We start from the raw sequence: 20940 nt of genomic DNA, 5'->3' as shown, positions 1-20940 counted from the left end.
GACGTGCAGACACAAGTTGCTCCGGGTGATTGGCTTTCCCGGTGCTGAGCGGTTGCCTGCCCTACCGGTCTGGTTGCTGCCAGGTAAGCGAGTCCGTCTCCGGCGCCGAACTTCTCCAGCGCTTCCCACTCACCTCCCTGTCACCTGCGCGACCCTTACCGGGCTTCCCACGGCATAATTTTTGGCTCGGCGTTCTCTCGTCGCCAGCCTGATCACCTACCGCTCAGAGTTGGTCCACACCTCTTGCAGATCAAGGTGTCAACCCAGGTTGACAAGGCTTCGCGGCGGCGGGATCGCGCGGTCACCTGGAGATCGACAGGCCCCGCGGCGGGCCGAGCGAAGGGACAGGAGACAGGTCATGGTGGAACGGGTGGAGCTCGCGATCACGGAGCTGAGCGAGGCAAGATCGCTGACGATCTACGTCGTTACGGCGCCTACCATGAGCGCACGGGAGTCGATCTCTGGAACGTGTTCACGAAGCAGAAGCCGCACGAGCTGGAGCCTCCGAACCTCACGCAGGAGATCAAGGGCAGGACTGCCTCGCACCACGCGGTTGCTGAGAGCTGCATGGCGATGGCCTCCGTCATCGAGAGCGAGAACCCGTTGCTGCTCACTCCGGAGACGGTCCAGCTCATCCAGGAAGCCTTCGGCGACATCTACGGTGGCGAGTTCCCCCTTGGGCCGCTCGCACGGCAATGTTCTCCCGCATGGCCTCCCGTCGCATGAGTGAGGCCGCCGGGAACGGATCGTTTGCTCTCGCTGAGTTCGTTGTGGTGAACGCGGAGCTGCAACCCTCTGATGCCGAGCGCTACGAGGCCGCGATCATGCACTACCTGACCGAAGCCAACGCGAAGATCAGCGAGCAGCTCGCCGAGTTGCGCACAAGCATGGACGGTCTGAACGAGCAACTCCAGGCGCAACGGCGCGAGATCGACCAGTTGCGCAACCCCAGTGCAACACGCCGACAGCTCCCGAACCCCTTTCGCTCGACCTTCGAGCCCACCGTGCAGGCTCCCCGGCGGCGCGGCCCGTCCGACGACGGGCCGGCCCTGTAGCCAACCTCCGGCATTGAGGCTCACACCGATGCCGTGGTGAGTCTGTCCACCTGGTCTGCATGACGGTCTCGATGCGGGTGATGAGCGCGGGCGACGGGTACAAGTACCTGATGCGCACGATCGCCGCCGCCGACGGCGACCGCTCCCTCTCGACCCCGTTGACCAGGTATTACACGGAAGAGGGAACACCACCGGGCACTTGGATCGGGTCGGCCCTTCGCGGCCTCGGAGACGGGCGGATCGCTCTCGGCGATGAGGTCTCGGAGTCGCAGTTGCAGTTGCTGATCGGGATGGGCCGCGATCCCGTCAGCGGCGACCCGCTCGGGCGGGCCTTCCCACGGTACGTCTCGGTCGCCGACCGGATCGAGAAGCGCGCCGCCGACCTCGACCCCGGCCTGGGGATGGGTGAGCGTGCCGAGCAGATCAGCCAGATCGAGGCCGAGGAGATCGAGCGGGGCAACCGCCGTGCGGTCGCGGGGTTCGACTACACGTTCTCGGTGCCGAAGTCCGTCTCCGTGCTGTGGGGCGTGGCCGACGCCGGCACGCAGGCCCTGATCGCCCAGGCGCATCACGAGGCGATCGCCGAGGTCGTGAACTTCATGGAGCGCGAGGTCGCCGCGACCCGCACCGGCTACACCGCCGCCGACGGCGCGGTCGCCCAGGTCGACGTGACCGGACTGATCGCCACGGCCTTCGATCACTACGACAGCCGCTCCGGGGACCCGCAGCTGCACACTCACGTCGTGATCTCCAACAAGGTCCAGACCGCGTTGGACGGACGATGGCGGTCACTGGATGGCCGCCCGATGCACGCGGCGGTCGTCGCGCTCTCGGAGCATTACAACGCGGTCCTGGCCGACCGCCTCACCGGCACGCTCGGCGTGGAGTGGGAGGCACGGGATCGGGGCCGGGACCGCAACCCGGCGTGGGAGATCACCGGGGTCAGCGAGGAGCTGGTCGAGGAGTTCTCCTCCCGCGCCCGCGATATCGACGCCGAAACCGACCGGCTCATCGCCGCCTACACCGCCGAGCACGGCCGCCGGCCCTCCGCACGGACGATCGTGCGCCTGCGCGCCCAGGCCACTCTCGCCACCCGGCCCGAGAAGCAGGTCCATTCCCTGGCCGACCTGACCGCTGGCTGGCGCGACCGGGCCGGCCAACTGCTGGGTGAGGACGCGACCGGCTGGGCCGGCAGCCTTCTCGCCGAGGCGCAGCAGGTGCGGCCGTTGCGGGCAGATGATGTGCCATTGGAGGTGATCTCCGAGCTCGGGCAGGCGGTGGTCGAGGTCGTCGGCGAGAAACGCTCGACCTGGCGGCGATGGAACCTGCACTCCGAAGCGAGCCGGCAGTCGATGGCATGGCGATTCGCGACCGCCAGCGACCGGGAGGCGATCGTGGGGATGATCGCCGATGCCGCCGAGCAGGCCTCACTGCGGCTGACGCCGCCCGAGCTCGCCACCAGCCCGGCCGCGTTCCGCCGCCCAGACGGCACCAGCGTGTTCCGGCCCCGCCACTCGACCGTGTTCTCCTCCACGGTGCTGCTGGAGGCCGAAGACCGTCTCCTGGAACGCTCCCGCACCCTGACCGGCCCGACCGTCGAGGTCGAGACGGTCGAGAAGATCACCGCGAAGCCCGACCAGGAAGGGCGCCTGCTCGGCGACGACCAGGCCGCAGCGCTCACCCAGATCGCGGTCTCCGGCCGTGTTCTCGACGTGCTGGTCGGCCCGGCAGGTGCCGGGAAGACCACCGCCATGTCGGCATTGCGGCGGGCATGGGAGAAGCAGCACGGCCACGGGACCGTGGTCGGGCTGGCTCCCTCTGCCGTGGCGGCGCAGGTCCTCGGCGATGATCTCGGGATCGCGACCGAGAACACGGCGAAGTGGTGGCAGAACCACCTTCTCCGCGGGGAGACGTTCCAGGCCGGGCAGCTCGTCATCATCGACGAAGCCAGCCTCGCGGGCACTCTGTCGCTGGAGCGCATCACCGGCCTCGCAGCCGAGACGGGCGCGAAAGTGCTGCTGGTCGGCGACTACGGACAGCTCCAATCCGTCGATGCGGGCGGGAGCTTCGGGATGCTCGTGGCCGACCGCGACGACGCCCCCGAGCTCGTGGACGTGCACCGCTTCGTCCACGAATGGGAGAAGACCGCCTCCCTCGATCTGCGCCACGGCCGCACCCGCGTGATCGACACCTACGCAGGTCACGGCCGCATCAGCGACGGCGATGCCGAGGACATGATCGATGCCGCCTACACCGCTTGGCGTGCCGACCGCGACGCCAGACGGGCCTCGGTGCTGATCGCCGAGACCCGTGAAGACGTGACCGCGCTCAACGCGAGGGCCCGCGCCGATCTCATCCTGGCCGGGAAGATCAAACCCGGCCGGGAGGTCGCACTGGCCGAGGGCACGTCCGCTGGCGTCGGGGACACGGTCATCACCCGCCGCAACGATCGACGCCTGCGCACCGGCACGGGCCGGGGATGGGTGCGCAACGGCGCGCGGTGGCAGGTCACCGACGTGCGCGATGACGGGTCGATCACGATCCGCAAGCCCGGCCGCAGGTTCGGGTCGATCGTGCTGCCGGCCGACTACGTGGCCGAGCACGTCGATCTGGGATACGCCGTCACTGCGCATAGGGCGCAGGGCATCACCGTCGATACCGCGCATGTGCTGGTCGAGCCGTCCTCGACCCGTGAGAACGTCTACGTCGCGATGACCCGCGGCCGCGAGTCCAACCACGCCTACGTCGTCCTCGACCGCCCCGACGACCACGCCGCACCGCACCCCTCGGACAACGAGGAAGCCACCGGCCGCTCGGTCCTCTACGGAGTGCTGCAGCACTCGGGAGCCGAGCTCTCCGCGCACGAGACGATCACCGCCGAGCAGGACCAGTGGGGCTCGATCGCCCAGCTCGCCGCCGAGTACGAAACCATCGCCGCAGCCGCCCAACACGACCGCTGGGCCGCCCTCATCCGCGACTCGGGCCTGACCGAAGAACAGGCCGACGCCACGCTGGGCTCGGTCGCGTTCGGAGCGCTGACTGCCGAGCTGCGCCGCGCCGAGGCCAACCACCACGACGTCGATACGCTCTTCCCGCGCCTGGTGGCTGCTCGCGGCTTCGATGACGCCGAGGACATCGCCAAGGTCATGCATTACCGTCTCGCACGCGCCACCGCCCAGCCGGCCGGGTCGGGGCGCATGAGGAAGACCCCGCGGCTGATCGCCGGCCTCATCCCGCACGTGCAGGGCCCGATCGCGGCAGACATGCTCCAGGCCTTGACCGAGCGACGAGAGCTGATCGAGACCCGCGCCGACGCGATCCTCGACACCGCCCGCCAGACCGGCGAACCGTGGACCCAGCCGCTCGGTGACCCGCCGTCCGGTGACCGCGAACAGGCACGCTGGCGACGTGACGCCCGGACCATCGCGGCCTACCGCGACCGCTATCAAATCAGCGACGACACCCCACTCGGCCCGGCACCCCAGAGCGCGGCGCAGAAGATTGACCGCGCCCGCGCAGCGGCAGCCATACGTCGGGTAGCTGCGGATACTCCTCAGACCGGAGACTCTGTCGCCCAACGTTCTGTCAGCGTCAGGAGGCAAGAACGATCCCTGTGACATCTGGTGACACTCACGCCAGAGGACCTCTTGGCTACAGCCGAAGAGGATAGGATGTGACTCAACCGCATGGCTGCGGCACGCGTAGCTATGACAGCAACTTCGACCTCATGGGCACCTCCGTTGAGCGTCTTCAGCTATCCACGGAGGTAACTGTCGGCAATGGCTACGAAGCTCCCAGTTCCTGAGACGATCCTTGAACTCGTCGTAGATCACACCGACAGTCTCTTACCATCTGCAACGTTTTGCGCCGGTTTCGAAGATGGAACATGGCGCTCCGATGACCTCAGCGTCGATCTGATCAATTGGGCAGCAGATTGGATTCTTCCTACGCAAGAACTGGAAGGGTACAACCACGCTACTGGCACAGCACTGCTCGGGAAGGCTCTCAGTCGTGTCTACGCCACCATTGACTTTGAGAGAAGAGGAGAAATTGGTGAACTCCTCCTTCACATGATTCTGCGCAAGTTCTATGGAAGTTCGAGACTTATATCCCGGATCTACTTCAAAGACGCTGCCAACGACACTGTCAAAGGTTTCGACTGTGCCCACATTGTCGATACAGGAGCCTCCGGGGAACTGGAACTCTGGCTTGGCGAATCGAAGCTCTATAAAGACAGCTACGGTGCAGCCAGCGCAATATATGATGAGCTGAAGCTACATCTCAGTCGCGACTACCTGCGGTACGAATTTGCCGCCATAACCGACAAGATTCCTGACGACTATCCTCACCGGGACAAGATCACCGCGCTGTTGTCTCGAAAGACCTCGTTGGACAGAACATTCAAGAGTGTCGTAGTTCCTATCTTCATTTCCTATGACAGCGAAGCTGCGGGCAGGCACAAGGAGAGCACTGAGGAGTACCTCGCTGATCTACGAACCGAGGTCATGAACAACTGGAAGAGTCTGCGAGACAGGTACGAGAACTGGACACTTCCTCGTCAGATCAGGGCACACGTGTTTTTCTTCCCAATGGACACCAAGGCCGAACTCACGTCCGCTTTCGATGGGAGGTTGAAAGCATGGCAGGCTCTCACGCAGAACTGACATCTCTGCTACGCGGTGAGGTTGACGACGCGTTTGAGATCCTATCCGATATTGCTGCTTTCACTTCAATTAATGGCATCGGATCTGAAAGCACGGATCTTGTAATTCGAGCGCTTGAGAAAATCAGTAGGACGGGACCCGAGGGCGAAATCCTTCGAAGTTTAGCAATGCTGCACGGACTGTACCCCTATGCCGTTCAAGGTGCAGACCATGACTCTCTTCGGGATGCGGTCATCATGGAAATGAACCGACCCAACCCAGCCTCTGAGACCGTCTTCCACCGCATTCAGTCTCAAGTATTTCACCGCCTGGTTGAAGGAGAGAATGTAATTCTCTCGGCGCCAACCAGCTTTGGAAAGAGTGTGGTTATAGATGCACTAGTTCAAACTGGCAGGTACAAGAACCTGGTACTCGTGGTTCCTACAATCGCACTTCTGGATGAGACCCGCCGACGCCTCTCCCAATTTCGTGAGTACAAGATTGTCACCCACCCGAACCAGGAGTTGAGTGAACGCAACATCCTGGTCATGACACAGGAGCGGTTGCTCGCGGTTCCTCAACTCCCTGCGGTTGATTTCTTCTTCATTGACGAGTTCTACAAGCTTGCGGAGGAGAGCGAAGGCACTCTAGAACAACGCGCATCAATGTTGAATCAGGCATTCTTGCGACTCGCTAAGACTGGCGCCCAGTTTTACTTTGCGGGTCCAGTCGTGGAGGGCCTCGCATCAGTCCTCCCTTCTAACCTTCGTGCTTCTTTCATCAGAACTGATTTCTCCACCGTTGCTGCTGACACCAGAAAACTCAAGGCTTCAAACGACGAAGAACGCCTCGCGATAGTAGCCGAACTGATTGGTTCGTCCTGTGACCCCACATTGGTATATTGCCAAAGCCCAGCAAAGACGCGAAAGGTTTTGGAAGCGCTGATCGAACAGCGGTCAAGTGGCGCGACCGTTAGTCGGGGCTTACCGGAAGTAGCCGAGTGGATCGAAGAGAACTACCATCCGGATTGGATTGTCTCAAGAGCGCTGCGACGTGGAGTGGGTGTGCATCATGGACGCCTTCCTCGTTGGCTCGCACAAAAGATGGTACAGGGATTCGAAGACGGTGATCTTGACACGCTTGTCTGCACGAACTCTCTGATCGAAGGAGTCAATACCCGAGCAAAACGCATCATAATTCTTGATCGCAAAGTTGCTAATAGGGCATACAACTACTTCACATTCGCCAACATACGTGGCCGTGTTGGCAGAATGTTTAAGCATTTCGTGGGTGAGATCGTGCTCTTTCATGATGCCCCGACGAGAGAGTTTCCCGAGATTGACATTCCTGGAGTCAGCCAAAGCGATATTGCCCCGAGTTCACTACTCGTGCAGATCGACGAAGGAGATTGGAGCGACGAGACCAGGGAGCGGGTGTCACCTGTATTAGAAGAGTCGGGCCTTAGCCTGAAGGTTCTGCGCTCGATAAAGGGTGTGGAACCGGAAGCTGCAACCGAGCTTGCGAAGCATATTCGCACGCTGCCCACGTCACGGCTTCAGCCGCTGCAGTGGTCTACTTCCTACCCAAAATGGGCGGAGCTTCGGGCAGTCTGCGAACTGATATGGAACTACATTCCTCCTTCGTATCATCGTGGGCACGGCGCATACAGCGCGCAGCAACTCGCTTATCAAGTCAATCAAGCGTCTCTTGTTGAAGGCCGAATGAAGGACATTATCGCGGGGTTTGTTGAGAACGAACATGATCAATCTTCCAGCGTTGACGAGAAGATTGAGGCGGCGTTCGATTTCGTGCGGTACTGGCTAGACCACAATTTTCCCACTGCGTTGAGGGCGCTCGATGTAGTCGTGAGCGAGATTCTTGAGGAGCGCGGATTGGAATCTGGGTCATTCGACGGTTTCGCGGCCCGAGTTGAGAGCATGTTCTCCGCTCCGCATCTCACTACGTTGGAGGAGTACGGCCTGCCTCTTGAGATATCGCGACAGTTGGTACGCGGACTTGGGAACTCCCGAAGTCTCGATGAGATGCTTGAAGCAATTCAGGCGTTGCGTGGCACAGAGAGAATACCGCTTACTAGTTTTGAACGTTCGCTTCTCGGAGAAGTAGTGGCAACGATTTAGTTTCCGCTGCACTCAACCCATCAACCGAGTGAAGGGCACCTCTGCCGGGATGACTGCGCTCCACAGAGACGGCTTCTCGCCCGTGTGGTCTCGACGTTTTCAGCGTGGCGATCCTAGAACTGACGAATTGTCGGCAACCCGAAAGAAGCGGGCTCCTGAGTCTCGAACGGCCGATAGGCTGCCTGGCGGTTCAGCAGCCGGCCTGGATCATCCAGCGAATCCAGCAGGGCGGTCACGTCCGCGGTATCGGTGATGATCTCGGCGCGTCCGCGCTTGATGAGCTCATGCGGACCCGCACTCGCCGCCGACGTGACCGGGCCGGGGACCGCTCCGACGGCGCGGCTATGCCGGTGGGCTTCTGTTGCCACCAGCAGCGATCCCGACCGGAAGCCTGCCTCTGGGATCACCGTCGCGCCCGAGAGCGCACCCAGCAGACGGGCGCGGGCCATGAACCGCCACCGGGTCGGCGTCGCCCCCGGAGGAGCCTCGCTGGCCAGCACCCCCAGATCGCCGATCCGGGCCAGCAGGTCCGAGTTCCCGCGCGGGTAGGGACGGTCAATGCCGCCGGCCAGTACCGCGATCGTGCCTCCACCGTCGGCGAGTGCCGACCGGTGTGCTGCGGCGTCGATGCCGTAGGCGCCGCCGGCGACGATGGTGCGCTCCTGTTGGGCCAGGTCTCCGGCGAGATGCCCGGCGACCTGGACGCCGTACTCGCTGGCCGCCCGGGAGCCGGTCATCGTGACCCGATCCGTGAGAGCGCCTGCGAGGAAGGAGGTCGCCCCGCGTGTCCACAGCAGGTACGGGGCGCGGGAGCCGAGGTCGTTGAGCGCGTGCGGCCAGTCCGTATCGGTCGGGATGAGCGTGGACATACCGGCTCGTTCCGCCTCCGCAACTCGTGCCGAGATGTCGCCCTCAATGCGCGGGGCGACGCGGTTGAGCCAGGCGATCGCATCGGCGCGGTTCATCTCCGGCACCGCGGCCTGGTCGTCTTCGAGCAGCCGGAGCGTCTCGACCCCGCCGAGTCGGTGCAGGATGCGGCCGGTGGCCGCGTCGTCAGGCTCGGCGATCATCGACAGCATCATCCGTGCCTGCCGCTCACCCTTCGCCTGCTCTGCCAGCTTCGCCATGATCTGTGTCCCTTCCCAGACGGTCACCGGCAAGGTGCACCGCCAGCGACCGAGCACGGCCCGCGGGGGCTACCGCGCGTCGTACGCGCGGCGTAGAGTGAGAAGCACAGAGGCAGATTCGCCCCTCACCATGTAGGCCCCCTTTTGGGGCCGTCCTTCGGGACACTCCACACGTACTGCCTCATCACAGTTGCGTGCTTGGAGGCATCATGTTCCGACTCATCTGGTTCGCCAGCATCCATATCCGCGTCTTCATGCGCCGCCGGATGCCGACCAACATCGTGCTCGACAAGGTCCGCACCCGTCGCGGCCTCAAGTGGGGCATCCCGGCGATGCTGCTCGCGATCCCGTACCTCTACGCCGCGAGCCTACTGACCGTCATCATCCGTGACGGCGGGCCGGGCTGGCTCAACCTCATCGTGCTGGTCGCGATCTGGTCGGGGCTCAAGTTGCTCTGGATCGGCCCCGTCAGCCTGGTTCTGCTTGCCCGCGTGCGCATCCACGAGCACACCGAGCGGCGCACGGAGCGTAACTCTCGGGAGCACGTTATCGCCGAACCGACGGTCTCGGCGTAGGAGTGCACGATGGGTAAGTACGTGAAGAAGACCTCGCGGCGTCGGTACGACGAACGACATTTCTCTATCAGGGCGGTGCATCGCGAACCACCCGATCTGCACAAGCTGTCGGAGATGCTGATCCGTCTCACGTTGCAGGAGATCGGAGAATCACGAGCCAGTCGTCGCGCCGAAGAGGTTCCCGAGACCTACCGAGAACCCACCCCCGCCGAAACAAGAAACGAGCACAGACCGCCGCAGGCCTGATCACCCCGGTCATCGGGATCAGCATTCGCGCCTGTCGCTCACGAAGCGGCAGGCGCGAACCTCTGTCTGCGGGGCGGGAGCCCTGGCCCGTCAGCTGATCGACTCGGACAGCTCCAGCCACCGCTCTTCGAGCTCGGCGACCTCGCCCTCCGCCTCGCGCAGCTCATCGGTATGGCCTTGCAGGCCCCCGTAGTCGCTCTGATCGTGGTCGGCGAGACGCTGATGGATGCGGTCGATGCTTCCCGACAGCTTCTCCAGCCGGCGTTCGATCGCGCCGATCTCCTTCTGCACCGCCCGGCGCTCCGCACCCGACAACTCCGAAGACGAAGGCGACGATGGTTTCTGTTCGGCGGCCTGGGCGCTCATCGGCGACGGGGTCACGGCCTGCTGCTCCTGCGCGGCTCGCAGCCGCAGGTACTCATCCACCCCGCCCGGCACATGCCGCAGCCCGTCGTCCAAGATGGCGTACTGCTGGTCCGTGACCCGCTCCAGCAGGTAGCGGTCGTGCGAGACCACGATCAGCGTGCCCGGCCAGGAGTCCAGTAGGTCTTCCAACGCGGCGAGCATGTCCGCATCAACGTCGTTCGTAGGCTCGTCTAGTAGCAGCAAGTTCGGCTCACTGAGCAGCAGCATCAGCAGCTGCAGCCGCCGCTTCTGCCCGCCGGAGAGGTCATCGACGCGTGCCGAGAGGTGTTCGCGGGCGAAGCCGAGCCGTTCCAGCAGCTGCGCCGGGGTGAGGTCTTTCCCGTCGATCTGGAACGTGGTCTTGGTGCGGGCCAGGACCTCGCGCACCCGGTCACCGCCGATATCGGCGAGCTGGGAGAACTGCTGATCGAGGATGCCGACCTGCACCGTCTTACCCCGCTTGACCCGTCCCTCGGTCGGCTCCAGGGTGCCGCAGATCAGTCCGAGCAGCGTCGACTTGCCCGCACCGTTCGCGCCCAAGATGCCGGTGCGCTCACCAGGGGCGATCCGCCAGGTCACGTCATCGAGGATCGTCCGGTCCCCGAAGCTCACGCTCGCGTCTTCCAGGTCCACGACCTGCTTGCCCAAACGTGCGACAGCGACCCGCTGCAACTCGATGGGGTTGCGCACCGGCGGCACGTCAGCGATCAGCTCGTTGGCCGCGTCGATCCGGAACTTCGGCTTCGACGTGCGCGCCGGAGCGCCTCGCCGCAGCCACGCCAGCTCCTTGCGCATCAGGTTCTGCCGCTTGCTCTCGGCCGCAGCGGCCATCCGATCTCGCTCGACCCGCTGGAGCACGTAGGCGGCGTAGCCGCCCTCGAACGGCTCGACCGTGCCGTCGTGCACCTCCCACGTCTCGGTGCAGACCTCATCGAGGAACCAGCGATCGTGCGTGATGACCAGCAGTCCGCCGCTGTTCTTGGGCCAGCGTCGCTTCATGTGCTCAGCCAGCCAAGCGATACCCTCCACATCAAGATGGTTCGTAGGCTCATCTAGCGCGATGAGCTCGTAGTCACCCACCAACAAGGCGGCGAGGGCCACGCGCCGCCGTTGCCCTCCGCTGAGTCGGCCGATCACCGCATCCCAGGAGATATCCGAGACCAGCCCGCCGATCACATCGCGGATGCGGGCATCGCTGGCCCACTCATGCTCCGGCGCGTCGCCGGCGATCGAGTACCCGACCGTGGCCTCCGGATCGAGGTCGTCACTCTGACCGAGCACGCCGAACCGCACGCCGCCGCGCCGGGTCACCCGACCCGCCTGCGGCTCGATCTGCCCCGAGAGCATCCCCAGCAGGCTCGACTTGCCGTCACCGTTGCGACCGACGATCCCGATCCGGTCGCCCTCCTCGATCCCGACCGAGAGCGAGTCGAAGACCACCCGCGTCGGGTACTCCAAGTGCAGCCCTTCGGCCCCCAGAAGCGGTGTAGCCATCAGCGACCACCCCTCCCGACCGGCGCGGTGCGACACGGCACGCCATACCGTCTCCCAAGGAGCCGACGTCGAGCATCAGGGCGTGACGTTGCCCTGCCACGACGGTAGAATCGAGGTGTCCGGAACGAACAACCCATCGAATTGTTGGGTTCATCCAGAATCAGGACGTTGGGTTCATCGAGCAAAATGAGAAGAAGCTGCAGACGTCGTTTCTGGCCACCTGACAAGTCCTTAACAGGAGTAGATAGCTGCGCTGAGGTGAAGCCAAGACGCTCCAACAACTGCCCGGGGGTCATTTCTTTCCCGCCGGTTACATAGGTGGTGCGTTTGCGGCCAATGACATCCGAGACCCGGTCATTTTCGATGTCTTTTAGCTCATCGAGCTGCTGAGTAAGGGTGGCTACCTTAACGGTTTTACCGTGCTTAACTCTGCCGGTGCTGGGCTGGACGGAGCCCGTGACCAGACCCAGGAGCGTTGACTTACCGGCACCGTTGACGCCCATAATACCGGTGCGTTCACCGGGGGCTATGCGCCAGGTAATTTTCTTGAGCACCTCTTTGAAAGAACCTGGGCGCTGGGCATCCGGGTAGCTGACTGAGACATCTTCGATATCAACGACGTCCTTACCCAAGCGTGAAACCGCCATTTGTGATAGTTCAACCTTGTTGCGCACCGGGGGAACATCAGCAATTAGACTATTAGCGGCATCAATGCGGAACTTAGGCTTGGATGTACGGGCGGGTGCGCCACGGCGTAGCCAGGCCAGTTCCTTACGCATGAGATTCTGACGCTTAGCTTCAATGGTTGCTGCTTGACGGTCACGCTCAACACGCTGCAGGATGTAGGCGGCGTAGCCTCCCTCAAAGGGTTCAACAATGCCGTCGTGTACTTCCCAGGTCGCGGTGCAGATTTCATCGAGGAACCAGCGGTCGTGGGTCACGGTGAGCAAGCCGCCAGCGTTTTTGGGCCAGCGGTTCTTCAAATGCTGGGCAAGCCAGGTGATAGCTTCAACATCAAGGTGGTTGGTGGGTTCATCAAGCATGAGAACATCCCACTCGCCAGCTAGCAAGGCGGCCAGAGCTACTCTGCGGCGCTGGCCGCCGGAGAGCGAACCAATAGGGGCGTTCCAGTTGAGGTCTGAGACCAGGCCCGCGATCACGTCGCGCACTTTGGCGTCGGAGGCCCACTCGTATTCGGGGGTATCGCCCACAATCGTTTGACCCACGGTGAGGTCATCATTGAGGACGTCCGCTTGGTCTAGGTAGCCGATACGGGTCCCTGAACGAACAGTCACCTTTCCTGAGTCAGGCTCGAGCCTCCCCCCTAAAAGTGAGAGCAGGGTTGATTTGCCGTCTCCATTGCGACCTACGATGCCGATACGGTCACCTTCGTTAAGTCCAACGGTTACACCCTCAAAAACAGTACGGGTGGGGAATTCGATGTGCAGCTCTTCGCCGCCTAATAAATGTGCCACCTCTCTAGGCTACAGGCACCCGGTGGTTCTGCTCTAGAAAAGTATGTATCTGCAGACAGAGACCGTTCTTACGAGTGGTGAAGATGTGGGGTGCCCTACTTCCTCGGCAGGTAAAATAATGGCGGGTAAGGCACAGCCCCACCTAACGGGACCATAATGAGCGGAGCGCCATGTCAGATTTTAATGTTTCAACCCTTTTACACAGGTTTGGGTACAAAAAATCCTCTGATTCTGTGGTGCCGCTTGTAAAAAAACAAGTTCTTTTTATCTGTACCGGAAATATAGCTCGTAGCGCGTCTGCGCAATATATCTCCCGCTCTAAAATTTCACCGGATGCGCAGTGGACCTTTGACAGTGCTGGGACTGGTGCTGTGGTGGGCTCCGGTGTGGCCCCTCATATTGATAGAGAACTAGATGTTCGTGGCGTTGAATGTGGTGCTCACCGGGCCAAACAGGTAACAGAAAGAATGATCGCTGAGTCTGCCTTAGTCCTGGTGATGGAGAAGGAGCATCTTCGCTGGTTGGTCCAGGAGTGGCCGCAGTATCGCTCAAAAATTCACCTATTGGGGCAAATGGCACGGCTGAGGAAGCATGCTGGACGGCGCGTTGATCCGGTCGCCTTCATGCAGCAGCGCGTTGAAGAGCCTTTAGCAGCCGATGAAATAGCTGACCCTTACCTCAGAGGTAAACCTGCTGCCCAGAAGGCTGTTCAGGAAGTTGAGAACGCACTTGATGTCATCATTCCCTGGCTGGGGTATTAAACTTTTGCGTGCGTTATAGCTCACTGTATTTCGTATCAGGGCATGACTTTGATACTATTTTGACTGTCTGTTCTCAAGGAGTTTTACGTGAGTTCACCTCCAGAGCCAGTCAGTGATCCGCCATGGTGTAATTGGCAACACAGCGGCCTTTGGAGCCGTTATTCAAGGTTCGAGTCCTTGTGGCGGAGCTAGTCACCACGTTAAGCGTTGGGATAACCACCGGTGACGATTCCCATATCACTCGAGGAGTCCACACATTGTGAGCACTGCAGTAGCGAAAGCACCGTCAGCCGTCATCGTTCTAGCAGCAGGTGCTGGAACCCGTATGAAGTCAGAGACTCCCAAGGTGATGCACCCTATTGGTGGGCGTTCCATGGTTGAGCACGCGATAGCAGCTGCTCAGGACCTTCATCCCCAGCGTCTAGCTGTTGTGGTGCGTCACCAGCGTGACAAGGTAGCAGCCCACGTTACTGCCTTTGACCCTTCTGTCACCATTGTGGATCAGGATGACGTTCCTGGCACCGGTCGTGCAGTTGAAGTGGGTCTGCTGGGTCTTGACGAGAGTGCCACCGTTAAGGGAACCGTTGTCGTCACCTATGGCGATGTTCCTCTACTCCGCTCAGAAACACTTAAAGAACTCATCGCGGTTCATGAGCTTGATGGTAACGCGGTCACAGTTCTTACCACTAATATTGCTGATCCCGGTGCATACGGCCGCATCATCCGCAACGCTACTGGTGAAGTAACCGCCATCGTTGAGGCCAAGGACGCAACTGATGAACAGCTAGCTATCACTGAAATCAACTCGGGTATCTACGCCTTTGATGCTGCTGTTCTCCGCGATTCGCTCAAGCAGGTGACCACCGATAATTCCCAGGGTGAAAAGTACATCACCGATGTCTTGGAGATTGCTCGCAACGCAGGTCACCGCACCAGTGCACTGGCGATTGAAGACCGTTGGGAAGTTGAAGGCGCTAACGACCGCGTACAGCTGGCCCAGCTGGGCCGTAAGCTCAATGACCGTCTGCTGGAGATGCATATGCGCAACGGCGTGACCATCGTTGACCCGGCAACCACCTGGGTTGATGTCACCGTCACCATCGAAAACGATGTCACCGTGCTACCTGGCGTCCAGTTGCAGGGAACCACCAGCATTGCCACTGGCTCCACGGTTGGCCCTGATTCCACTCTTAAAAACATCACCATTGGTGCTGGCGTTATTATCGAACGTACCCACGGTTCTGAGTCAGTGATTGATGACGGCGCTACCGTTGGCCCTTTCGCCTACCTGCGTCCCGGCACCCATCTGCACGAAGACGGCAAGATTGGCACCTTTGTAGAGACCAAGAATGCTGAAATCGGTAAGGGCTCTAAGGTGCCTCACCTGTCTTACGCGGGGGATGTCACCATCGGTGAGAACTCCAACATTGGCGCGGCGTCCATCTTCGTTAACTACGATGGTGTCAACAAGCACCGCTCCACCGTAGGTAATAACGTGCGCATGGGCTCCGATAACATGTACGTCGCTCCTGTCACTATCGGTGATGGGGCGTATTCTGGAGCTGGGACCGTTATTCGCCAGGACGTCCCCGCTGGCGCCCTTGCAATCAACGAAGCCCCCCAACGCAACATTGAAGGCTGGGTTACCAAAAACCGAGCGGGTACTGAGGCTGCAGCTGCAGCCGAGGCAGCAACCTCTGAGGAGAACAAGTAATGACGGAGATTACTAATCCGGGCGAAAAGAAGATGGCCTTGCTGAGTGGTAGCGCCCACCCAGAACTTGCACAGCAGATTGCAGCTGAGCTGGGCAACGAAGTTCTACCTAGCTCCTCTTACGTTTTTGCCAACGGGGAACGCTATGTGCGCTTTGAAGAATCAGTGCGCGGTGCAGATGCTTTTGTGATTCAGGCGCATCCTGCTCCCATCAATGAGTGGCTGATGGAACAGCTCATCATGATTGACTCCCTCAAGCGTGCATCGGCTCGTTCCATTACCGTGGTTTCGCCCTTCTACCCCTATGCCCGTCAGGACAAGAAGCACAAGGGCCGTGAGCCTATCTCTGCTCGTCTCATCTCGGATCTCTACAAGACTGCCGGTGCTGACCGTCTGATGAGCGTTGACCTGCACACTGCTCAGATTCAGGGCTTCTTTGACGGTCCTGTGGACCACCTGATGGCGATCCCCCTACTGGCAGAGTACGTAGCAAGCAAGGTTGATACCAAGAACGTCACCGTTGTTTCACCCGATACCGGCCGCGTGCGCGTTGCTGAAGAGTGGGCAGAGCTTCTGGGCGGAGCGCCTCTTGCCTTTGTCCACAAGACCCGCGATATTAATGTCCCCAACCAGGCTATCTCAAAGACCGTGGTGGGCGATATTGAAGGCCGTACCTGCGTGCTCATCGATGACATGATCGATACCGGCGGTACCATTGCTGGCGCGGTGAAGGTGCTCAAGGATAACGGTGCAAAAGACGTCATTATCGCAGCTACCCATGCTGTCTTCTCACACCCTGCCGCTGAGCGTCTGGGCTCCTGCGGCGCCAGTGAGGTGGTAGTGACTAACACCCTGCCGCTACGCGATGACCAGAAGTTCGAGAACCTGACAGTTCTATCGATTGCCCCTCTCTTGGGCCGGGCTATCAAGGAAGTCTTTGATGAAGGCTCCGTCACCAGCCTGTTTGAAGGCAAGGCCCACTAGCTACCATCACCTATGATCGTGCGGTTCCAGCTCAGTAGCTGGTGCCGCACGTTTTCATATTCTGACTTGTCTCGGAGTAGTTGCCGAGTCACTACAAAAGGAGTCTGATCATGAGAGTAGGTATGTTGTCTTCTTGGGATATGGAAGATCCATCCTCATGGTCTGGGGTAGTTTTGCCTGCTTGCCAAAGTCTTGCTGAAAAAGTTGAATTAGTACCTTTACAGGTGCCAAAAATGCGTGATTCTATGGTGGATCGTCTTCTTACACGGTTGCTCGGTCTCCTGAAGATTACCTACCTACCAGGTGATTCTTTCGCCACCTCCTTCCGCAAGGCACGGGCTGTGAGAAAGTTGCTGAATCAGCATCAAGTAGATGTAGTGGTATCGTTCGCAGCTGCCAAAGAGTCCTTGGGTGTGCCTGCCCATATTCCTCTAGTTCAGGTAACTGATTCGTCTTTTAAAGCCATAGTTAAGGCGTATTTTAAGCACGACCGAGTATCCCGCCTAACCCTGTTTCAAGGTGTAATGTTGGATCGTTGGGTAGCGCGTAGAAGTGATTATTTCTGTGTAGCCAGTGAATGGTCTGCCCAACAACTGATCAATGATAACGGGGTGAACCCAGCAGCTATTCGCGTGCTTCCTTTCGGTCCGGGAACTCCACCTGTATCTGGTCCTTTAGGCTCTACATCTACTGACCTAGGTATTGCTGTTCTCTTTATTGCATCTAACTGGGCCCGCAAAGGTGGGGAGCGGGCTCTGAAGAGCTTTAGAAAAGCCCGTCTTGTGCGTCCTGAACTCACGCTCACAGTGGTGGGGGCACCACCTCCTGTCACTGAAACAGACGGAGTGACGTTTTTACCGCGCCAAACCCGTGAAGAATTATCTCGCTTGTATCGTTCCCACCACCTCTTATTAGAACCAACCGAGGCAAGCGCAGGTGGAGTGGTTGTGACTGATGCTCTCAACCACGGGTTGCCCGTACTTTCTACCCTGGTTGGTGGCATCCCCACCCTGGTTCGCCAGGGTGAAACTGGTTGGCTAGTATCGCAGGACAACGCCGTTAAAGAAATGGCAGAGCTGTTGGTAACTCTGACACCGGCTGAACTGACCCGAGTTTCAGCAGCGGCGGAGCAGGACGCTTCCCAACGTTTGACCTGGGAGAACTGGTCACAAGGAATGCTAGAAGTCTGTGAAAAATTGGCTGCTTAGTGATTCTAAACCTGGCTGAGAATATGGAGTCTGAACCCAAAACGTCGCCGCTACCACGGCAGATGATGTTGGTATCCGCCCCGCAACATGATTCGATAGGGGAGTGGAGAGTATGCGAAGAAGAGGAGGCCCTGTGCCATTACTTTCGGTCATTATCCCTTTTTATGGGGACCCCACCGATACCCTAGCGCTACTTGCAGAACTTGAATCTCAGGGAATCCCAGATTCCGTTGAAATTATCGTGTCAGATGATTGCTCACCCATCTCCTTCCCATCACATCAAGGTGTTAAGGTAGTGCGCCGTAGCTCAAACGGTGGTTTTGGGTCCAACGTCAACACCGCTGTTGCTGTTGCTAGGGGAGAGTGGGTGTTGATTCTCAACAGCGATTTGACCCCACCAGAAAACTTCTTAGTACGCATGATCCAGGCAGCCCAAGAGGAAGGGACAGCCCTGCTGAGCCCTCACATTGTAGACCACCGGGGTGAAAGTCAGTGGGTAGGGAGGAAATTCCCCCTCACTCGCCATCACATATGGGAGTGGTTTACTCCGGTGGCGCGATTCCGCTCAACCGTATTCTGGCACGCGATGGTGGGGCACGATGTAACCTGTGTCAGCGGCAAGCGAGCTGAGCCCGATTGGCTGATGGGAGCCTGCATGATGCTCCGTCGTCAGGACTTCAACGCTGTAGGCGGCATGGATGAGCGATTCTTTATGAATAGCGAAGAAATTGACTTGCAACGGCGGTTGGCGGAACGGGGCACGAAGAGAGTCTTTCGCGGAGATATCGTAGTGGAGCACCTGGGTGGAGGCTCATCGGGGGCGTCCGCTCAACGTCGTCAGTGGGTATTGGACTCTCGTTTTATCTACAACGCTAAATGGGGTGAAGGGCAACACCTGGCGTTAGCCCTTAGAATGACGAGCTATGCAAACTTTTTCTTTAACATGATCCGAGTCATCCGCAATAAAGCGGTGACCCCGCGCGCTGGTCTGCGCGAGGAGCTGGCCTTCATCAAGAGAGCAGAGCACAAAAAATAATGTCAAAAAAACTGCTGATTATCAGCCCTGCCTTTCACGGCTACTGTCACTCTATTGCCGATGGTTTCAGGGGCTTAGGTTACGAGGTCACTGTTCATTGCTATGATGCCTTTGACACGGTGAAAGATAAGGTAAGAAATAAGGCGCTCTACGAGTTGCCCTCAAAGCTTGGATTTGACGGGCAGAAAGCTGCAGAAAAAGCAGCGACATCTAAAGCGCTTGAAGTCATAGAGCAGGTTAAACCCGATAAGCTGATCGTCATTAAGGCTGATACTCTGGGCGACAACTTTTGGCAGGCTGTTTCGGATCGAAAAGTCCCCTACTTGCTGTGGCTCTACGATGACTTGAAACGTCACCGCTACACCTTTGAGTTCCTACGCAGCCTTCCAGCTGTGGTCAGCTACGCGCGGTCTGAGGCAGAAAGTTTTGCTGCTGAGGGAATCAACGCTCACTTCGTAGCTAATGGATACGACCCCAAGCTGGCAGCTTTTCCGACAACCCGCGTCCCTGAAATTGTGTTTGTTGGATCCCGCTACGAAAATCGGGAAACTATACTCCTCGCTTTGAAGGACGCTGGTCTGTCGGTGCGTGCCTACGGCCGAGGCTGGTCACATCATCCCTTTGACCGCCTAAGAACGTGGGAACTTAAGCGCCCTAATCTCCCGGCTGAGCGTGATATTCCCTTGCACGAAGCCTACCGGGTACAGGCAGCTGCTGCTGCATCTTTGAATGTACATGGGTTACAGGCGGGTCTTGCCATGCGCACTTTCGAGGTGCCCGGTATGAATGGTCTTCAACTGATTGATCGCCCCGATGTTGCTGAGTTCTATGAGATTGGCAAGGAAGTCCTGCTCTATCAGAGCACAGAAGAATTGATTGAGCTGTGCCAGCATATTATTGCCGATCCCAGGTGGAGCGATTCCATCCGTGCCGCCGGTCTCAAACGTAGCCAGGCTGAGCACACCTTCTTCCACCGAGCACAGAGCATGGATGCGCTATGGGTCTAAAATACCCCACCGATCTTGAAGCATGGGGCAAATGGCAAGCAAACTCTAAACCAGAACGCAGAGTAAAAGACTTTGTTCAGGTTTGCTTGAGGTTAGTACCCGGAAAAAACAGTGGGGTTGCCCAAGAAGCGGCTGAACCTCAAGCCGGAATTCTGCACCTTCGCGGCTCGTCTCCACGCCTGCTGGTTGTAATGGACTCTACTTCACCTACATCTTTAAGCTCTCTGGTGCGCCCTCTGCAGTTTCTCGGCGATGGAGACATCGCGGTGTGGGCTCCGCAGGATGTCTCGGCTCAACTACCTGGTCAAAGTGATAAATGGCGCTGTGAACCGGCTAGCGAGATGGATCTTTGCGCACTCACAGAAGTGGTGACCGTGATGGCTCTCGGGCACTACATGGGATTTGGGGGTGCAGCATACCGGCTGACCCAGCGCACCGGCGCCCGGTTCGTGACCGTTCAGCATGGTCTGCACACTCCTTACGCCCCACCTTTGGCTCCAGGCACTCACCTCTTAGCTTTCAGCGAGGCTGATGCTCATTTCTGGATATCGGACCGAACTGATGTTACCTATGATGTGGTGGGTTCTCAGCTCTTCTGGGATGCAGCGCAGAAGCCCAAGGTAGATATAACGGAGCTGGGGGAGCCGGTAGTCTTCCTGGGTCAAATGCACGGTGCAGAGTTGCCGCGCGCCTCCTTTGTGCGGGCCACCCTTAAGTTCGTTAAAAAACACAGGGCAGTCTATCGACCGCACCCTCAGGAGAAAGATAAACTATCAAGAGTAGTTCATGCCCTCATGAAAAAGATAGGTGTGACGATTGATGAATCTCAACAGCCTTTGAACCAGGTGAATAACCCTGTTGTTGCTATCTTTTCAACAGGCATCATTGAAGCGGCTATTCGCGGCGTGCCCTCCTGGGCTTATCACCCTGACCCCCCGGAGTGGCTCACGGAGTTTTGGGAACGTTATGGCATGAGTCAATGGGGAGATTCTCCGACACCGTCTCCTTCGCTTCCGCACATAGAACCGGCCCGATCAATCGCTACTATCATCACTCAACAATTGGAGAAGTAA

17 protein-coding genes, 1 tRNA gene and 1 pseudogene are annotated in these 20940 nt (G+C 59.4%); 15 read left to right on the top strand and 4 right to left on the bottom strand.

The window, feature by feature from the left end; translation table 11 throughout:
• Nucleotides 1-417: 417 nt before the first annotated feature.
• Nucleotides 418-696 carry a hypothetical protein gene (locus tag ABD982_RS07530; RefSeq protein ID WP_345446152.1) on the bottom strand — a complete coding sequence of 93 codons (279 nt, stop codon included), beginning with the start codon at nucleotides 694-696 and terminating at the stop codon, nucleotides 418-420.
• Between the two features lie 26 nt (nucleotides 697-722).
• On the opposite strand from ABD982_RS07530, the gene ABD982_RS07525 reads away from it, so the two are divergent.
• From ABD982_RS07525 to ABD982_RS07505, 5 genes are read left to right on the top strand one after another with little or no spacing between them, the layout of a single operon-like run.
• Complete coding sequence (locus tag ABD982_RS07525) at nucleotides 723-1055, top strand: hypothetical protein (protein ID WP_124108932.1); 333 nt, start codon at nucleotides 723-725, stop codon at nucleotides 1053-1055.
• A gap of 59 nt (nucleotides 1056-1114) precedes the next feature.
• Nucleotides 1115-4672: a MobF family relaxase gene (gene mobF / locus ABD982_RS07520; protein ID WP_162909124.1), complete on the top strand. Its 3558-nt coding sequence runs from the start codon at nucleotides 1115-1117 to the stop codon at nucleotides 4670-4672.
• Nucleotides 4673-4728: 56 nt separating this feature from the next.
• Nucleotides 4729-4860 carry a hypothetical protein gene (locus ABD982_RS07515; protein WP_345446146.1) on the top strand — a complete coding sequence of 44 codons (132 nt, stop codon included), beginning with the start codon at nucleotides 4729-4731 and terminating at the stop codon, nucleotides 4858-4860.
• Nucleotides 4835-5719, top strand: a complete 885-nt coding sequence (locus ABD982_RS07510; RefSeq protein ID WP_119297045.1) for a HamA C-terminal domain-containing protein — start codon at nucleotides 4835-4837, stop codon at nucleotides 5717-5719. The genes ABD982_RS07515 and ABD982_RS07510 overlap by 26 nt, the downstream gene beginning before the upstream one ends.
• Nucleotides 5695-7836, top strand: coding sequence for a DEAD/DEAH box helicase (locus tag ABD982_RS07505; RefSeq protein WP_119297044.1), 2142 nt, complete (start codon nucleotides 5695-5697; stop codon nucleotides 7834-7836). The genes ABD982_RS07510 and ABD982_RS07505 overlap by 25 nt, the downstream gene beginning before the upstream one ends.
• Nucleotides 7837-7949: 113 nt before the next feature.
• On the opposite strand, the gene ABD982_RS07500 is transcribed toward ABD982_RS07505, so the two are convergent.
• Nucleotides 7950-8963: a DNA-processing protein DprA gene (locus ABD982_RS07500; RefSeq protein ID WP_225984160.1), complete on the bottom strand. Its 1014-nt coding sequence runs from the start codon at nucleotides 8961-8963 to the stop codon at nucleotides 7950-7952.
• 209 nt (nucleotides 8964-9172) lie between these two features.
• Here ABD982_RS07500 and ABD982_RS07495 point away from each other — a divergent pair, with 209 nt between their 5' ends.
• Both ABD982_RS07495 and ABD982_RS07490 read left to right on the top strand, forming a co-directional pair.
• Nucleotides 9173-9538, top strand: coding sequence for a sulfate permease (locus ABD982_RS07495; RefSeq protein ID WP_119297043.1), 366 nt, complete (start codon nucleotides 9173-9175; stop codon nucleotides 9536-9538).
• 9 nt (nucleotides 9539-9547) lie between these two features.
• On the top strand, nucleotides 9548-9784 hold the full coding sequence (locus ABD982_RS07490; protein ID WP_119297042.1) for a hypothetical protein: 237 nt from the start codon (nucleotides 9548-9550) through the stop codon (nucleotides 9782-9784).
• Nucleotides 9785-9874: 90 nt separating this feature from the next.
• On the opposite strand, the gene ABD982_RS07485 is transcribed toward ABD982_RS07490, so the two are convergent.
• Together ABD982_RS07485 and ABD982_RS07480 are read right to left on the bottom strand one after the other, a co-directional pair.
• A complete protein-coding gene (locus ABD982_RS07485) occupies nucleotides 9875-11683 on the bottom strand; it encodes an ABC-F family ATP-binding cassette domain-containing protein (RefSeq protein ID WP_119297048.1) in 1809 nt (602 codons plus the stop codon).
• Nucleotides 11684-11817: 134 nt separating this feature from the next.
• Nucleotides 11818-13158 (bottom strand): annotated as a pseudogene (locus tag ABD982_RS07480) (ABC-F family ATP-binding cassette domain-containing protein); the annotation flags it as partial.
• 170 nt (nucleotides 13159-13328) lie between these two features.
• On the opposite strand from ABD982_RS07480, the gene ABD982_RS07475 reads away from it, so the two are divergent.
• The 8 genes from ABD982_RS07475 (at nucleotide 13329) to ABD982_RS07440 (ending at nucleotide 20940) form a co-directional block, all read left to right on the top strand.
• Nucleotides 13329-13919, top strand: a complete 591-nt coding sequence (locus ABD982_RS07475; RefSeq protein WP_345446138.1) for an arsenate reductase/protein-tyrosine-phosphatase family protein — start codon at nucleotides 13329-13331, stop codon at nucleotides 13917-13919.
• 116 nt (nucleotides 13920-14035) lie between these two features.
• Nucleotides 14036-14107, top strand: a tRNA-Gln gene (locus ABD982_RS07470).
• Nucleotides 14108-14178: 71 nt separating this feature from the next.
• Nucleotides 14179-15633, top strand: coding sequence for a bifunctional UDP-N-acetylglucosamine diphosphorylase/glucosamine-1-phosphate N-acetyltransferase GlmU (gene glmU / locus ABD982_RS07465; protein ID WP_345446136.1), 1455 nt, complete (start codon nucleotides 14179-14181; stop codon nucleotides 15631-15633).
• Nucleotides 15633-16616 (top strand): ribose-phosphate diphosphokinase, encoded by a 984-nt coding sequence (locus tag ABD982_RS07460; RefSeq protein ID WP_237203909.1) that lies wholly within the window; start codon nucleotides 15633-15635, stop codon nucleotides 16614-16616. The genes glmU and ABD982_RS07460 overlap by 1 nt, the downstream gene beginning before the upstream one ends.
• Nucleotides 16617-16849: 233 nt before the next feature.
• Complete coding sequence (locus ABD982_RS07455; RefSeq protein WP_345446134.1) at nucleotides 16850-17824, top strand: glycosyltransferase family 4 protein; 975 nt, start codon at nucleotides 16850-16852, stop codon at nucleotides 17822-17824.
• 133 nt (nucleotides 17825-17957) lie between these two features.
• On the top strand, nucleotides 17958-18860 hold the full coding sequence (locus ABD982_RS07450) for a glycosyltransferase family 2 protein (protein ID WP_345446132.1): 903 nt from the start codon (nucleotides 17958-17960) through the stop codon (nucleotides 18858-18860).
• The gene (locus ABD982_RS07445) at nucleotides 18860-19867 is read left to right on the top strand and encodes a CgeB family protein (protein WP_345446130.1); all 1008 of its coding nucleotides are present in this window, start codon (nucleotides 18860-18862) and stop codon (nucleotides 19865-19867) included. Before ABD982_RS07450 ends, ABD982_RS07445 begins: the two co-directional genes overlap by 1 nt.
• Nucleotides 19858-20940: an RNA-binding protein gene (locus ABD982_RS07440; RefSeq protein WP_345446128.1), complete on the top strand. Its 1083-nt coding sequence runs from the start codon at nucleotides 19858-19860 to the stop codon at nucleotides 20938-20940. Before ABD982_RS07445 ends, ABD982_RS07440 begins: the two co-directional genes overlap by 10 nt.

Origin of the sequence: Rothia endophytica, assembly GCF_039543885.1 — a bacterium.
GTDB lineage: Bacteria > Actinomycetota > Actinomycetes > Actinomycetales > Micrococcaceae > Rothia > Rothia endophytica.
The sequence above is the reverse complement of the archived record's forward strand: the minus strand, read 5'-3'. Positions and strand labels throughout refer to the sequence as shown.